Annotated in this window: 12 protein-coding genes and 2 tRNA genes; 9 read left to right on the forward strand and 5 right to left on the reverse strand. The window is 66.5% G+C overall.

All coding sequences use genetic code 11. The annotated features are described in order from the left end of the window. Nucleotides 1-38: 38 nt before the first annotated feature. The 3 genes from PSR88_RS33030 to PSR88_RS33040 all read right to left on the reverse strand — a co-directional run bounded on the left by PSR88_RS33030 (nt 39) and on the right by PSR88_RS33040 (nt 4,295). Nucleotides 39-1,574, reverse strand: coding sequence for an amino acid permease (locus PSR88_RS33030; protein WP_016883105.1), 1,536 nt, complete (start codon nt 1,572-1,574; stop codon nt 39-41). A gap of 326 nt (nt 1,575-1,900) precedes the next feature. Then, the gene (gene ilvD, locus PSR88_RS33035; protein WP_005240376.1) at nt 1,901-3,745 is read right to left on the reverse strand and encodes a dihydroxy-acid dehydratase; all 1,845 of its coding nucleotides are present in this window, start codon (nt 3,743-3,745) and stop codon (nt 1,901-1,903) included. Nucleotides 3,746-3,797: 52 nt separating this feature from the next. Then, on the reverse strand, nt 3,798-4,295 hold the full coding sequence (locus PSR88_RS33040) for a PH domain-containing protein (RefSeq protein WP_016883104.1): 498 nt from the start codon (nt 4,293-4,295) through the stop codon (nt 3,798-3,800). Nucleotides 4,296-4,562: 267 nt separating this feature from the next. On the opposite strand from PSR88_RS33040, the gene PSR88_RS33045 reads away from it, so the two are divergent. From PSR88_RS33045 to PSR88_RS33065, 5 genes are all read left to right on the forward strand, one after another. Next, complete coding sequence (locus PSR88_RS33045; protein WP_011598373.1) at nt 4,563-6,506, forward strand: acetolactate synthase large subunit; 1,944 nt, start codon at nt 4,563-4,565, stop codon at nt 6,504-6,506. Then, the gene (gene ilvN, locus PSR88_RS33050) at nt 6,503-7,006 is read left to right on the forward strand and encodes an acetolactate synthase small subunit (protein WP_005240383.1); all 504 of its coding nucleotides are present in this window, start codon (nt 6,503-6,505) and stop codon (nt 7,004-7,006) included. The genes PSR88_RS33045 and ilvN overlap by 4 nt, the downstream gene beginning before the upstream one ends. Before the next feature lie 49 nt (nt 7,007-7,055). Beyond that, on the forward strand, nt 7,056-8,057 hold the full coding sequence (gene ilvC, locus PSR88_RS33055; protein ID WP_061700158.1) for a ketol-acid reductoisomerase: 1,002 nt from the start codon (nt 7,056-7,058) through the stop codon (nt 8,055-8,057). Between the two features lie 224 nt (nt 8,058-8,281). After that, complete coding sequence (gene serA / locus PSR88_RS33060) at nt 8,282-9,877, forward strand: phosphoglycerate dehydrogenase (protein WP_011598374.1); 1,596 nt, start codon at nt 8,282-8,284, stop codon at nt 9,875-9,877. A 71-nt stretch (nt 9,878-9,948) separates the two neighbouring features. Continuing rightward, nucleotides 9,949-10,959: a 3-isopropylmalate dehydrogenase gene (locus tag PSR88_RS33065; protein WP_011598375.1), complete on the forward strand. Its 1,011-nt coding sequence runs from the start codon at nt 9,949-9,951 to the stop codon at nt 10,957-10,959. Here PSR88_RS33065 and PSR88_RS33070 read toward each other — a convergent pair. Continuing rightward, nucleotides 10,956-12,200, reverse strand: a complete 1,245-nt coding sequence (locus tag PSR88_RS33070) for an MFS transporter (RefSeq protein ID WP_011598376.1) — start codon at nt 12,198-12,200, stop codon at nt 10,956-10,958. The genes PSR88_RS33065 and PSR88_RS33070 overlap by 4 nt on opposite strands. A gap of 115 nt (nt 12,201-12,315) precedes the next feature. Between PSR88_RS33070 and PSR88_RS33075 the strand changes: the two genes are divergently transcribed. The 4 genes from PSR88_RS33075 (at nt 12,316) to PSR88_RS33090 (ending at nt 15,001) form a co-directional block, all read left to right on the forward strand. Next, entirely contained in the window at nt 12,316-13,089 is a 774-nt protein-coding gene (locus tag PSR88_RS33075) for a fumarylacetoacetate hydrolase family protein (RefSeq protein WP_009479681.1), read from the forward strand. Nucleotides 13,090-13,162: 73 nt separating this feature from the next. Further along, a complete protein-coding gene (gene gltX, locus PSR88_RS33080; protein ID WP_016883103.1) occupies nt 13,163-14,638 on the forward strand; it encodes a glutamate--tRNA ligase in 1,476 nt (491 codons plus the stop codon). Between the two features lie 142 nt (nt 14,639-14,780). After that, nucleotides 14,781-14,852, forward strand: a tRNA-Gln gene (locus tag PSR88_RS33085). A gap of 76 nt (nt 14,853-14,928) precedes the next feature. Then, a tRNA-Glu gene (locus PSR88_RS33090) sits at nt 14,929-15,001 on the forward strand. Nucleotides 15,002-15,062: 61 nt separating this feature from the next. Here PSR88_RS33090 and PSR88_RS33095 read toward each other — a convergent pair. Continuing rightward, nucleotides 15,063-15,230, reverse strand: a complete 168-nt coding sequence (locus PSR88_RS33095) for a DUF5302 domain-containing protein (RefSeq protein WP_005240394.1) — start codon at nt 15,228-15,230, stop codon at nt 15,063-15,065. Between the last annotated feature and the right edge of the window lie 70 nt (nt 15,231-15,300).

Genomic DNA, 15,300 nt, shown 5'->3' on the forward strand with positions numbered 1-15,300 from the left:
CCGGATCGGGAGTGCGGCGCAGTCGTTTTCGTTCGGGATCAGCGTTGGGCGAGTTCCGGGATGTTCTCCTCCTCGGGCGGGCCCGCCTGGGCGGCGAGCTTCTGTCCGAGGACCGACTTGCGCCGGCCGTAGGCGAGGTAGACGACGACGCCGAGGGCCATCCAGACGAGGAACCGGATCCAGGTCTCGACCGACAGGTTCAGCATCAGCCATCCGCAAGCCAGGACGGCGAGGATGGGGACGAGCGGGACCAGCGGAACGCGGAATCCGCGGGGCAGGTCGGGACGCGTGCGGCGAAGGATGATGACGCCGATGCAGACGAGGACGAACGCGAAGAGGGTGCCGATGTTCACCATCTCCTCGAGCGTGCCCATCGGGAAGAAGGCGGCGAGGAGTGCGACCACGGCGCCGACGAACAGGGTGATGCGGACCGGGCTGCCGTTCTTGCCGGTCTTGGCGAGACCGCGGGGCACGAGTCCGTCGCGGGACATGGCGAACAGGACACGGGTCTGGCCGAGCATCATCACCATCACGACGGTGGTGAGTCCCGCGAGCCCGCCGAAGTTGATCGCGGTCTGGGCCCAGGTGATGCCGTGTGCCTCGAACGCGGTCGCGAGGGTGGCGCTGCTGTCGCCGACGAGCGGGCTACCGGTCTTGAGGTCGGTGTACTTCACCATGCCGGTGAGCACGAGGGTGACGGCGACGTAGAGCACGGTGACGATGGCGAGCGAGCCGAGAATGCCGCGGGGGAGCGCCTTCTGCGGGTTCTTGGTCTCTTCGGCGGTGGTGGCGACGACGTCGAATCCGATGAAGGCGAAGAAGACGAGGCTCGCTGCGGCGAGGAGGCCGTACCAGCCGTAGCTGCTGCCGTCGGCTCCGGAGAGGAAGGAGAAGAGGGTCTGGTGCACACCCTGCGCGGCGCTCTCGTTGCTCTCGGCGGGCGGGATGTACGGGGCGTAGTTCTCCTTCTTGATGTAGAAGACGCCGACGGCGATGACGAGGAGGACGACGGCGATCTTGATGGCCGTGATGACGGCGGACACGCGCGAGGACACCTTGGTCCCGATGGCGAGCACGATCGTGATGCCGCCGACGATGATCAGCGAGCCCCAGTCGAAGTCGACGGGACCGAGATGGGCTGTGGTGGATCCGCTGAACCCGAGGACGTTGCCCAGATACAGCGACCAGCCCTTGGAGACGACGGCCGCTGCGAGGGCGAATTCGAGGATGAGGTCCCAGCCGATGATCCAGGCGACGAACTCGCCGAAGGTGGCGTAGGAAAACGTGTACGCACTGCCCGCGACGGGGACGGTGGATGCGAACTCGGCGTAGCAGAGGGCGGCCAGGCCGCACGCGATGGCGGCGAGGACGAAGGCGAGCGAGATGGACGGCCCTGCGACGTTGCCTGCAGTCCGGGCGGTGAGCGTGAAGATGCCGGCGCCGATCACGACGGCGACACCGAAGACGGTGAGGTCCTTCGCGGTGAGTTCCCTCCGCAGCCGGGTGTCGGGTTCGTCGGTGTCCGCTATCGATTGCTCAACGGATTTCGTTCGCCAAATGCCGACTCCTGGCATGTGTCGCTCCTTGGTTGTGTTCCCGATGGCCTCGTGGGCCGGAGATGTTCCGGTGGTGCTGCCGATTGTGATGTAGGTCTCAACGGCCAACTGAGGGAACCACTACTGAGCGCCGTGTGCAAGAAGCGCGGGCTCAACTGATCAATTCGATCAGTAGAACCTGTTCTTGGGTGTCGTCGCCTGAGCGAGTTGATCACCCGTGAGCGCGGTCACATCCGCGGCGGAATTCTGTCGTCGCACCGACGACGGAAGCCGGGTGCCGCGGCAGGAAGCTCCTGCTGCGGCACCCGGCTTCGTGTCTGTTCGGTGCGCCCGGTACGAGTGCGTCAGGGGACCTGACGGACCGCGCCCTTGTCTGCGGACGTGGCCAGCGCGGCGTACGCCCGCAGGGCGGTGGTGACGGTGCGTTCGCGGTTCACCGGCTGCCACGGACGCTCGGACGACTCCATCTTCGCCCGGCGCTCGGCGAGCACCGCGTCGTCGACGAGGAGCTTCAGCGTGCGGGTCGCGATGTCGATGAGGATTTGGTCGCCGTCCTCCACCAGGCCGATGGCGCCGCCGCTGGCGGCCTCGGGGGAGATGTGGCCGATGGACAGTCCCGAGGAACCGCCGGAGAATCGGCCGTCGGTGATCAGCGCACACTTCTTTCCGAGGCCGGAGCCCTTGAGGAATGCGGTGGGGTGCAGCATCTCCTGCATGCCCGGTCCGCCTGCAGGACCCTCGTAACGCACGACTAGGACCTCGCCGGGCTGGATCTTCTTCCCGAGGATCACCGACACCGCCTCTTCCTGAGACTCCACGACGCGCGCGGGTCCCTGGAAGTGGAACAGGTCTTCGTCGATGCCCGCCGTCTTGATGACGGCGCCGTCGACGGCGATGTTTCCGCGCAGCACGGCCAGGCCGCCTTCGACCGTGTGCTTGTGCTCGAAGTCGCGGATGCAGCCGTTGGCGGCGTCCGTGTCGAGCGACGACCAGCGGTTGTTCGTCGAGAACGGTTCGGTGGTGCGGACACCGCCGGGTGCGGCGTGGAAGAGTTCGACTGCCTCGTCGGATGCCTTGCCGGACCGGATGTCCCACGTGTCGAGCCACTCGTCGAAGCTCTCGGTGTGCACGGTCGAGACGTCGCTCTCGAGCAGGCCGGCCCGGCGGAGTTCGCCGAGGATGGCGGGGATTCCGCCCGCCCGGTGCACGTCCTCCATGTGGTAGTCCGAGTTGGGGGAGACCTTCGACAGGCACGGCACCTTGCGGCTGATCTCGTCGATCTTGTCGAGGTCGAAGTCGTAGACCTCACCCTCCTGCGCGGCCGCGAGGGTGTGCAGGACCGTGTTGGTGGAACCGCCCATTGCGACGTCCAGTGCCATCGCGTTGCGGAATGCGGCGGGCGTCGCGATGTTACGGGGGAGGACGGAGTCGTCCTCGTCCCGGTAGTACCGCAGGGCGGCTTCGACGACGGTGGTGCCCGCGCGGGTGAACAGTGCGCGACGGGCCTCGTGGGTGGCCAGCGTGGAACCGTTGCCCGGCAACGCCAGACCGAGCGCCTCGGTGAGGCAGTTCATGGAGTTCGCGGTGAACATGCCCGAGCACGACCCGCACGTCGGGCAGGCGCTGCGCTCGACCTCGGACAGACCTTCCTCGTCGACCTCGTCGTTGGCGCTCGCCGAGATCGCCGTGATGAGGTCGGTCGGTGCCTGGGCGACACCGTTCACCACCACCGCCTTGCCGGCCTCCATCGGGCCGCCCGACACGAACACGGTCGGAACGTTCAAACGCAATGCGGCATTGAGCATTCCGGGAGTGATCTTGTCGCAGTTGGAGATGCAGACGAGTGCGTCGGCGGTGTGCGCGTTGACCATGTACTCGACGGAGTCGGCGATGATCTCGCGGCTGGGAAGGGAATACAGCATGCCGCCGTGTCCCATCGCGATGCCGTCGTCGACGGCGATCGTGTGGAACTCGCGAGGTACACCACCGGCGGCGCGGACGGCGTCGGCGACGATGTCGCCGACGTTCTTCAGGTGGACGTGCCCGGGAACGAACTGCGTGTACGAGTTCGCGATCGCGACGATCGGCTTCCCGAAGTCGGAGTCGGTCATTCCGGTGGCGCGCCACAGTGCGCGGGCGCCTGCGGCATTTCGTCCTGCGGTGGTGGTTCGGGACCTCAGCGGGGGCATGAGCGTATTCCTTAGTCAGCGTACGGAAGTACTGACAAACGCTACTCGCGCACTATTCCCCGTCTGTGTCCGGCCGGTTCTTCACCGGCTGCCCGCCGTTCGATCCCGCATCGGCGTGGTGGGCTGCTTCGTCCGCCGCGGCGGCTGCCGCGTAAGGGTCGGTGATGCGGCCGCCGCTCGCCTCGGCGATGTCGGGAAGCCGGTCGAACGTGACGACGGGAAGGGTCACCTCGCCCCCGTCCGTCAGCGTCGCCCGGGCCCAGCCGCGCTTGGGGAAGCGGAATCCCGTGATCTCGGACCACGCCAGCGAGCGGCCGCCGAACAGCCGGCGCACTTCGAGTCCATCGGGCGTGACGGTGGTGCGCACCCGCGCGACCCAGGCCACCGCGACGATCGGGGCGATCACGAGCCAGCCGAAGGCGGCGGGCCAGCCGAAGATGGGGAACGACACGGCGAACAGGAGGAAGGCGCATCCCAGATAGGCCAGGGGAGAAATCCGGATGACCTGCTTGGGCGGGTTCGTGGTGTGGGATGATGATTCTGGTGGCACGGGCTGCTGCGGAGTTGACACCTCTACATCTTCGCACCGCAGCCGATGTATCTCATATTCTGGGACGGCCGACTCACCAAGTTGACTGTTCACTATTAGCGCGCCTACCGTCGAGCGCGTGAAACAGAATGAGTTGCTCGTAATCGGCCGGCGCGTCGTCGCCTGAGTCGATTCCTTCAACTCGCCAGATAACGACGCGCCACCCTCGTACAGCATCAGCTGACGGGGGTTTTTTGTTGCCCGGAGCCAGAATCAGAGGATTTCCCAGTGAGCGCACCAACCGCACGGCCTCAACCCACGCCGCGCAAGTCGGGGGCAGCAAGCCCGACGACCGCGGCCGCCGCGACTCAGACCGGTAGCCGCCGCCAACTCGCCCCCGAGCGGGTCAGCGGCGCCCAGTCCGTGGTCCGAGCCCTCGAGGAGCTCGAGGTCGACACGGTATTCGGCATTCCGGGTGGTGCCGTTCTGCCTGTCTACGACCCGCTCTTCGACTCGAAGAAGGTCCGGCACGTGCTCGTCCGTCACGAGCAGGGCGCAGGCCACGCCGCCACCGGGTACGCCCAGGCGACCGGCAAGGTCGGCGTCTGTATGGCGACGTCCGGTCCCGGTGCGACCAACCTCGTGACGCCGCTCGCCGACGCGCAGATGGACTCCGTTCCGGTCGTGGCCATCACCGGCCAGGTCGGCCGCAGTCTCATCGGCACGGACGCGTTCCAGGAAGCCGACATCTCCGGCATCACGATGCCGATCACCAAGCACAACTTCCTCATCACCGACGGCGTCGACATCCCCCGGATCATCGCGGAGGCCTTCTACCTCGCCTCCAGCGGTCGTCCCGGTGCGGTGCTCGTCGACATCCCGAAGGACGTCCTCCAGGCGCAGACCACGTTCTCGTGGCCGCCGGAGATGCGGCTGCCCGGATACCGTCCCGTCACCAAGCCGCACGGCAAGCAGGTCCGCGAGGCGGCCCGCCTGATCGCCGACGCGAAGCACCCGGTGCTGTACGTCGGTGGCGGCGTCATCAAGTCGGAATCGTCTCCGGAACTGCTCGAACTGGCCGAGCTCACTGGCATTCCGGTGGTCACCACCCTCATGGCGCGCGGCGCGTTCCCGGACAGCCACACGCTGAACTGCGGCATGCCCGGCATGCACGGCACGGTCGCGGCGGTGGCGGCACTGCAGCGCAGCGACCTGCTGATCACGCTCGGTGCGCGCTTCGACGACCGCGTCACCGGTCAGCTCGATTCGTTCGCCCCCGATGCCAAGGTCATCCACGCCGACATCGACCCGGCGGAGATCGGCAAGAACCGGTACGCGGACGTCCCGATCGTCGGCGACTGCAAAGAGGTCATCGTCGAACTGATCGAGGCGATCAAGGCCGACCTGGCCACGGGAACCACGCTGGACCTCACCGAGTGGTGGGCGTACCTCGACGGAATCCGTCGCACGTACCCGCTCAGCTACGACCGTCCCTCCGACGGGGCGCTGTCCCCGGAGTACGTGATCCAGGCGGTCGGCAAGCTCGCCGGTCCCGACGCGATCTACTGCGCCGGCGTCGGACAGCACCAGATGTGGGCGGCGCAGTTCGTCAACTACGAAAAGCCGCGCACCTGGCTGAACTCCGGCGGTCTCGGCACGATGGGCTACGCCGTTCCCGCCGCGATGGGCGCCAAGATGGGCATGCCCGACACCGAGGTGTGGGCCATCGACGGTGACGGCTGCTTCCAGATGACCAATCAGGAACTCGCCACCTGCGCGCTCGAGGGCATCCCGATCAAGGTTGCGCTCATCAACAACGGCAACCTCGGCATGGTGCGCCAGTGGCAGACGCTGTTCTACGACGAGCGCTACTCCAACACCAACCTCGGCACGCATGGCGCAATCCGCATCCCCGACTTCGTCAAGCTGGCGGAGGCGTTGGGCTGCCACGGCATTCGCGTCGAGCGCGAAGAAGACGTCGAGGCGGCGATCCGTGAGGCGCAGGCCATCAACGACAAGCCGGTGGTGATCGACTTCATCGTCGGCGCCGACGCCCAGGTGTGGCCGATGGTCGCTGCGGGCACGAGCAACGACGAGATCATGGCGGCGCGGGGCATCCGTCCGCTGTTCGACGACGACGAGGCGGCCGCCGAGCCGGCCGTCATTCACGAGGCCATGGAGCGCGAGCAGCGTTCGGGCACGGCCGCAGCGGCCGGGGAGGAAGATCAGTGAGCACCAGCCACACCCTCAGTGTTCTCGTCGAGGACAAGCCGGGCGTGCTGGCCAGGGTGGCCGCGCTGTTCTCGCGTCGTGGGTTCAACATCGAGTCGCTCGCCGTCGGTGGCACCGAGCTTCCCGAGATCTCCCGCATGACCATCGTCGTGACCGTCGACGAGTTCCCGCTCGAGCAGGTGACCAAGCAGCTCAACAAGCTCATCAACGTCATCAAGATCGTCGAGCAGGACGGTGAGGCCTCCGTCGCCCGCGAGCTGGTGCTCATCAAGGTGCGAGCCGACGCCAGCGTGCGCACGCAGGTGATCGAGACGGTGAATCTGTTCCGCGCCAAGGTGATCGACGTCTCCCCGGAGTCGGTCACGATCGAGGCGACTGGGACGCGATCCAAGCTGGATGCGCTGCTGCGGATGCTCGATCCGTACGGTATCCGGGAGATCGTGCAGTCCGGGGTCGTGGCCGTGGGACGGGGGCCGAAGTCCATCACGGCCACTCGCTAGTACTTTAGATACGCAAATCCAAGAAAGAGGTTGAACTGTGGCAGTCGAGATGTTCTACGACGACGATGCCGATCTGTCGATCATCCAGGGCCGTAAGGTCGCTGTGATCGGTTACGGAAGCCAGGGCCACGCGCACTCGCTGAGCCTGCGCGACTCGGGCGTCGATGTGCGTATCGGCCTCAAGGAAGGCTCGAAGTCCCGCGCGAAGGCCGAGGAGCAGGGCCTGACCGTCGGTACCCCCGCCGAGGTCTCCGAGTGGGCCGACGTGATCATGGTGCTCGCACCCGACACCGCGCAGGCGTCGATCTTCACCAATGACATCGAGCCCAACCTGAAGGACGGCGACGCGCTGTTCTTCGGACACGGCCTCAACATCCACTTCGACCTGATCAAGGCTCCGGAGTTCGTCACCGTCGGCATGGTCGCCCCCAAGGGCCCCGGCCACCTGGTGCGTCGTCAGTTCGTCGACGGCAAGGGTGTTCCCGCGCTCATCGCGATCGACCAGGACCCGAAGGGTGAGGGCCAGGCCCTCGCGCTGTCCTACGCCAAGGGCATCGGCGGCACCCGCGCCGGCGTCATCAAGACCACGTTCAAGGAAGAGACCGAGACGGACCTCTTCGGCGAGCAGGCCGTGCTCTGTGGCGGCACCGAGGAACTGGTCAAGACCGGTTTCGAGGTCATGGTCGAGGCCGGCTACGCGCCCGAGATGGCGTACTTCGAGGTGCTGCACGAGCTCAAGCTCATCGTCGACCTCATGTACGAGGGTGGCATCGCCCGCATGAACTACTCGGTGTCCGACACCGCGGAGTTCGGTGGCTACCTCTCCGGCCCGCGCGTCATCGACGCCGGCACCAAGGAGCGCATGAAGGCGATCCTGGCCGACATCCAGTCGGGTGAGTTCACCCGCCGCCTCGTCGCCAACGTCGAGAACGGCAACACCGAGCTCGAGGGCCTGCGCAAGGCCAACGCCGAGCACCCGATCGAGGTCACCGGCAAGAAGCTGCGCGACCTGATGAGCTGGGTCGACCGGCCGATCACCGAAACCGCCTAGGTTTCACTGCTTTTCTGTTCCACCGAACCACCGGCCCGATGCCGCATCGGTCTCGTCAGAGGCCCCCGATGTGACATTGGGCCGGTGTTGTTTCGTGTCCGATTCCGTTGTTGCAGGCGTCCACTATGTGGTATTGCAGACCAGGATGCGGTTTCCCTGTCAGGGCGGACTAAGCTGTGTGTGGTTAAAACACCCCCACACCCACCTATTCAGGGAGTTTGCACGTGAGCCAGCCAGGCCGTCCTGTAGTTCTGATCGCCGACAAGCTCGCGCCGTCCACCGTCGAGGCATTGGGCGACGGTGTGGAGGTGCGATGGGTCGACGGACCTGATCGCCCGGCCCTGCTCGCGGCGGTGCCCGAGGCCGACGCGATCCTCGTCCGTTCCGCCACCACCGTGGACGCCGAGGTCCTGGCGGCCGGTACCAAGCTCAAGATCGTCGCCCGGGCCGGCGTCGGCCTCGACAACGTCGACGTGGCCGCCGCCACCGAGCGTGGTGTCATGGTCGTCAACGCGCCGACCTCCAACATCCACACGGCAGCCGAGCACGCCGTCGCACTGATGCTCGCCACCGCGCGCCAGATCCCCGCGGCCGACGCCACCCTGCGCGACCGTGAATGGAAGCGCAGCAAGTTCAACGGTGTCGAGATCTTCGGCAAGACCGTCGGCGTCGTCGGCCTCGGCCGCATCGGCCAGCTGTTCGCGCAGCGGCTCGCCGCGTTCGAGACGCACGTCATCGCGTACGACCCCTACGTGTCGGCCGCCCGTGCCGCGCAGCTCGGCATCGAGCTCGTCACCCTCGACGAACTGCTCGAGCGGGCCGACCTCATCTCTGTGCACCTCCCCAAGACTCCCGAGACCAAGGGACTGCTCGGCACGGAGAACCTGGCGAAGACCAAGAAGGGCGTCGTCATCGTCAACGCCGCCCGTGGCGGTCTGATCGACGAGGCAGCGCTGGCCGAGGCCATCAAGTCGGGTCACGTGCGTGCCGCGGGCCTCGACGTGTTCGAGACCGAGCCCTGCACCGACAGCCCGTTGTTCGACCTGCCCGAGGTCGTCGTGACGCCGCACCTCGGTGCCTCCACGACCGAGGCTCAGGACCGCGCCGGAACCGACGTCGCGAAGTCCGTACTGCTCGCTCTCGCAGGCGATTTCGTTCCCGACGCCGTAAACGTGTCGGGTGGCGCCGTGGGCGAGGAAGTTGCCCCGTGGCTCGAGATCGTCCGCAAGCAGGGTGTTCTCATCGGGGCCCTGTCGGGTGAACTGCCCGTCAACCTCTCGGTCGACGTACGCGGCGAGCTGGCCTCCGAGGACGTCGAGGTGCTCGCGCTCTCGGCTCTGCGCGGTGTGTTCTCCGCCGTCATCGAGGACGCGGTCACGTTCGTCAATGCTCCCGCACTCGCGGAAGAGCGCGGCGTCACGGCCGAGGTCACCAAGGCCGCCGAAAGCCCCAACCACCGCAGCGTGGTGGACCTGCGCGCGGTGTTCGGCGACGGCAGCGTCATCAACGTCTCGGGCACGCTGACCGGCCCGCAGCAGGTCGAGAAGATCGTCAACATCAACGGCCGCAACTTCGAACTGCGCGCCGAGGGTCTCAACCTGGTGGTGAACTACACCGATCAGCCCGGCGCGCTGGGCAAGATCGGCACGCAGCTCGGCAACGCCGGCATCGACATCCAGGCTGCGCAGCTCAGCCAGGACGCCGAGGGCGAGGGCGCGACCATCCTCCTCCGCGTCGACCGGGAGGTGCCGAGCGAGGTGCGGGACGCGATCTCCACCGCCGTCGGCGCCACCAAGATCGAGCTCGTCAACCTGGCCTAATCCCCACTGTGCGCGTGTCACGACCCCCGTTGTCGTGGCACGCGCACAGCTCTATGTGAAGTGAGGCGTTCATGAAGCTTGCGGTCATTCCGGGTGACGGCATCGGTGTCGAGGTCACGGCCGAGGCACTGAAGGTGCTGCGGAAGCTCGTACCCGATCTCCAGACCACCGAGTACGACCTCGGTGCCCGTCGATACAACGCCACCGGGGAACTGCTCCCGGATGCCGATCTCGCGGCGATCCGCGAGCACGACGCGATTCTGCTGGGCGCCATCGGCGACCCGTCGGTGACCCCGGGTGTGCTCGAGCGGGGGCTGCTGCTGAACATGCGATTCGCGTTGGATCATCACGTGAATCTGCGTCCGTCGCAGCTCTATCCGGGGTCGAAGTCGCCGCTCGCGGCGCAGCCGGACATCGACTTCGTGGTCGTGCGCGAGGGCACCGAGGGTCCGTACACCGGCAACGGTGGCGCGATTCGCGTCGGCACCCCGCACGAGATCGCGACCGAGGTGTCGATCAACACGTGGTTCGGTGCCGAGCGGGTGGTGCGGTACGCGTTCGCGCTCGCGCAGACCCGGCGTAAGCACGTCACCCTGATCCACAAGACGAACGTCCTCTCCAACGCCGGTGCGATCTGGACGCGTGCCGTGGAGACGGTGTCGGCCGAATACCCGGACGTGGAGACGGCGTACTGCCACATCGATGCGGCCACCATCTACATGGTCACCGATCCGTCGCGATTCGACGTGATCGTCACGGACAACCTGTTCGGCGACATCATCACCGACCTCGCGGGTGCGGTCACGGGAGGCATCGGACTGGCGGCGTCGGGGAACATCGACGCGTCGGGGACGAACCCGTCGATGTTCGAGCCGGTGCACGGCAGCGCCCCGGACATCGCCGGCCAGGGGATCGCGGATCCCACGGCGGCCATCCTGTCCGCGGCGCTGCTGCTGCGTCACCTCGGCCGGGACGGCGATGCCGCGCGCATCGAAGCTGCCGTCGAGGCCGATCTGGCGTCCCGCGGCGACTCGAAGGTCGTCACGTCGGAGGTCGGCGACCGGATCGCCGCCGCCCTCTAGGACCGCGATTCGATCTTGTCTCCCTCGATCCCTGTGGCCCGGTCTTCGGACCGGGCCACAGGGATCAGTGGTATCGAGGCTGCCGGAAATGCCGCAGCTATGGCGAAAGTCACCGGGAAACCGACGATTCCGATCAGTGCGCCGAACACCGGGGGAACGATCGAGGCCGCGACGAACTGACCGGTGTTCTGGACACCGAGCGCGCGTCCGCCCCAGAACGGGCCCGCGATCTCGGCGACGGCGGTGAAGGCGAGGCCGTTCGGTGCCACCGTCGCGACCGACGCCGCGAGCAGCGCCACGATCGCCACCGGTGTATCCATCGCATCCGTCACGGCGAGCGCCACCATGGACACTCCGCCGGCGAGGGCGACCCAGCGAAGCGGACGCATACGACTGCCCACCACGTCGGACCAGAAACCGACTCCCATCCGGCCGAACGCGCCGAGGATCTGGGCGAACGTCACGATCAGGCCTGCCGCCGTTGCTTCCCAATGCCTTTCGGAGATCAGCCACACGAGCGCGTAGGTCCACACCGTGTACTGGGGCACGACGAGCAGCACCGAGACGGCGTGGATGCGCCACAGTGTGCTGCTGTCGCGATACGGATTCGCGAGCATGCCGAGATCCGCCGCGGCGCTTCGGCTCGGCCTGGGCGGATCGACAACCCAGAGTGCACAGGCCAGCGCGGCGGTCGCGCACAGGATGGCGGGCAGCGCGAGCGCCCATCCGATGCCGTGGTCGTGTGCGACCGAGGGCAGCGTCAGCGCAGCGCAGGCAATGCCGAGCGGCAGCGACATCTGCCGGATACCCATCGCCAGTCCGCGGCGCTCGGGCGGGAACCATCCGACGACGACGCGTCCGCTCGCGGCATTCGCCGAGGCGGCCGCCATGCCGCCGAGCAGCAGGAAGGCCGCGGTGGCCGTGAGTGATCCGGACAGGGCCGCGCCGATTCCCGCAGCCGCCGTGGCCGCCATCCCGGCGGCCAGCACTCGGCGTTCGCCGTAGCGATCGGCGAGGGCGCCCCACGCGATCAGCGTCAGCATGACTCCGAGGGTGGGTGCGGCGACGAGGAGTCCGGTGCGGGCGAGGCTGAGCCCGTGATTCTCCTGGAGTTCGGGGATCAGGAAGGCGACGCCGTTGACGAAGACCGCCTGTGCGGCCTGGGCGAACATCCCGAGGGTGAGCATCCACCATCTGCGGGCAGTTCCGACGGCGGACGGCGTGTCGATCGATGCAGTCATGTTATCTCAATATCTAGGATTGCAGTCTCATATATTGGGGAGCATACGGAGTCTATACCCCGCGTCCCTCGGCGTCCCGGCACGGCGCTGAACCCGGGCCGATAGACTCGGCGCCATGCGTCTTGGTCGAGTGGCAAGTCCCGATGGTGTTGCGTTCGTCAGTATCGAGGGGGACGAGGAGTCCCGGATCGCGAAGGAGATCGCCGAGCACCCGTTCGGCACCCCCACTTTCACCGGCCGGAGTTGGCCGCTCGCCGACGTGCGACTGCTGGCACCGATCCTCGCCAGCAAGGTCGTCGCGATCGGAAAGAACTACGCCGCCCACGCCGCCGAGATGGGGGGAGAGGCGCCGGCCGATCCTGTGATCTTCCTCAAGCCCAACACCTCGATCGTGGGCCCCGACGCCGCAATCGTCCTGCCGAAGTCCTCCAATGAAGTTCACTACGAAGGAGAACTCGCGGTCGTCATCGGGCGCCCCTGCAAGGATGTGCCCGCAGCCAAGGCCCTCGACGTGGTGCTCGGGTACACCGCCGCCAACGACGTGACGGCCCGTGACCACCAGCGCCACGACGGGCAGTGGACGAGAGCGAAGGGCCACGACACGTTCTGCCCACTGGGACCGTGGATCGAGACCCAGCTCGACGCGTCCGACGTCGACATCACCACCGAGGTGGACGGAGTGGTGAAGCAGCGGAGCAACACTTCGCTTCTGCTGCACGACATTCCGAAGATCATCGAATGGGTGTCGGCCGTCATGACGCTACTCCCGGGCGACGTCATTCTCACGGGTACCCCGGAAGGCGTCGGTCCGATCGTGGACGGCCAGAGCGTGAGCGTGACCATCGGTGGCATCGGCACCCTCACCAATCCGGTGACCGCCAAGCGCTGACGGCTCTCGTGTCGACATCGGGAGCGGACTAGCCTGTAGGAGTCCGTTTTCCCAGCGTCGACCCAAGTGAGCCATGACCACAAGCGAAGTTCGCGTCCGTTTCTGCCCGTCGCCCACCGGAACCCCGCATGTGGGGCTCGTCCGAACCGCCCTGTTCAACTGGGCGTTCGCCCGTCACAACGGTGGGTCGTTCGTGTTCCGCATCGAGGACACCGATGCTGCCCGTGACAGCGAGGAGTCGTACCAGGCGATCCTGGACGCGCTGCGCTGGCTCGGATTGAACTGGGACGAGGGCCCCGAGGTCGGGGGACCGTACGAGCCCTACCGTCAGTCCCAGCGACGGGACCTGCATCTGGACGTCGTCGCGAAACTGCTCGCGGCGGGCGAGGCGTACGAGTCGTTCTCGACGCCCGAGGAGGTCGAGGAGCGGCACAAGGCGGCCGGCCGCGATCCCAAGCTCGGCTACGACAACTTCGATCGTGATCTGACGCCGGATCAGCGACAGGCGTTCCTCGACGAGGGCCGCAAGCCCGTGGTCCGGCTGCGGATGCCGGACCACGACCTGACGTGGGACGACCTCGTGCGCGGCGAGACGACGTTCAAGGCCGGAACCGTTCCCGACTTCGCCCTCACCCGCGGCAACGGGATTCCGCTGTACACGTTGGTCAACCCGGTCGACGACGCGTTGATGAAGATCACACACGTGCTGCGCGGCGAGGACCTGCTGTCGTCGACGCCGCGGCAGCTCGCCCTCTACGAGGCGATGCAGCGGATCGGCGTGGCCGATTTCACTCCGAGGTTCGGGCATCTGCCGTTCGTCATGGGGCAGGGCAACAAGAAACTGTCCAAGCGCGATCCCGAGTCGAACCTCTTCATCCATCGAGACCGCGGTTTCGTTCCGGAGGGATTGTTGAATTACCTGGCGCTGCTGGGCTGGGGCATTTCCGACGACCACGACGTGTTCTCGCTGGACGAGATGGTCACCGCCTTCGATATCTCCAAGGTCAATTCCAATCCGGCCCGGTTCGACCAGAAAAAGGCCGACGCGATCAACGCCGAGCACATCCGGCTGCTCGAGCCCGCTGATTTCGCCGCGCGCCTGCGCGCGTTCCTGACGCTCCACGGTCATCTCGGGGAGACCGTGGACGAGTCCGTCTTCGCGACCGCCGCCGAACTGGTCCAGACGCGCATCGTGGTCCTGTCCGACGCCTGGGATCTGCTGAAGTTCCTGTTCGTCGACGAGGCCGACTTCGCGATCGACCCGGCCGCCGCTGCCAAGAACCTGGGCGCCGACTCCGCACCGGTTCTCGACGCCGCCCTCGCGTCGCTGGACGCAGTCGAGGCATGGGATGCGGCCTCACTGGAAGAGGCCCTCAAGACCGCTCTCGTGGACGAACTGGGCCTCAAGCCACGTAAGGCGTTCGCGCCGGTTCGGGTGGCCGTGACGGGCTCGCACATCAGCCCGCCGCTCTACGAATCGATGGAACTGCTCGGACGCGACGTGTCGCTGTCCCGGCTGCGCTCTGCGCGGGCCGGCGTCGCCGGCTAGGACGCCGCTCTCGGGCCGAAAAGGGTGTAAAAACAGCCTCTGACCAGACGATTTGGTAAATCCCGGCAGTAGGCTGGTAATCTCTTCTTCGGCCCGAGGCGGGCCGCAGAGCCCAGAAGCTCAGCGGTTCGAGAACGGCCATTGGGGTATGGTGTAATTGGCAACACAGCGGTTTCTGGTACCGCCATTCTAGGTTCGAGTCCTGGTACCCCAGCGGAAGTTCGGCCGATTTTGACTCCGAACTTCTGGAAGCTATGCTTGCTGAGCTTCCAAAGCAAGACAAAGTTCCTGGCCCCGTCGTCTAGCGGCCTAGGACGCCGCCCTCTCAAGGCGGTAGCGCGGGTTCGAATCCCGTCGGGGCTACAAAAAGAAACACCCTCCAAGAAATTGGAGGGTGTTTCTTTTTATCCGGACGATATGTCGTTCATCCCGTCTTGCGGCGGAATTCGCGTTTGTGGTCGGCAGGCCCATGCGCCTCGTGCGCCTTGGAATGTCCGTCCTTGTGATCGGTGGACAGTCCGGCCTGATGATTCTTCCGCTCGAGTGCTTCGCGGAATTTCTTTTTCGTGTCCTCGTTACTGGCGTCGGTCATGGTGAACTCCCTCGGGTAGCCGGTTCACTCTGTGAAGCTACGCCGAGGGCACCGAGAATGCTCCCGTTTT

The organism is Rhodococcus sp. DK176, assembly GCF_038447315.2.
Lineage (GTDB): Bacteria > Actinomycetota > Actinomycetes > Mycobacteriales > Mycobacteriaceae > Rhodococcus_F > Rhodococcus_F jostii_A.

What these genes read in the sequence shown, in the direction of transcription:
- gltX (WP_016883103.1), top strand. Translation starts at nt 13,163, where the DNA reads ATGACCACAAGCGAAGTTCGCGTCCGTTTCTGCCCGTCGCCCACCGGA.
- PSR88_RS33065 (WP_011598375.1), top strand. Translation starts at nt 9,949, where the DNA reads ATGAAGCTTGCGGTCATTCCGGGTGACGGCATCGGTGTCGAGGTCACG.
- PSR88_RS33095 (WP_005240394.1), bottom strand. Translation starts at nt 15,230, where the DNA reads ATGACCGACGCCAGTAACGAGGACACGAAAAAGAAATTCCGCGAAGCA.
- ilvD (WP_005240376.1), bottom strand. Translation starts at nt 3,745, where the DNA reads ATGCCCCCGCTGAGGTCCCGAACCACCACCGCAGGACGAAATGCCGCA.
- PSR88_RS33070 (WP_011598376.1), bottom strand. Translation starts at nt 12,200, where the DNA reads ATGACTGCATCGATCGACACGCCGTCCGCCGTCGGAACTGCCCGCAGA.
- PSR88_RS33030 (WP_016883105.1), bottom strand. Translation starts at nt 1,574, where the DNA reads ATGCCAGGAGTCGGCATTTGGCGAACGAAATCCGTTGAGCAATCGATA.
- PSR88_RS33075 (WP_009479681.1), top strand. Translation starts at nt 12,316, where the DNA reads ATGCGTCTTGGTCGAGTGGCAAGTCCCGATGGTGTTGCGTTCGTCAGT.
- ilvC (WP_061700158.1), top strand. Translation starts at nt 7,056, where the DNA reads ATGTTCTACGACGACGATGCCGATCTGTCGATCATCCAGGGCCGTAAG.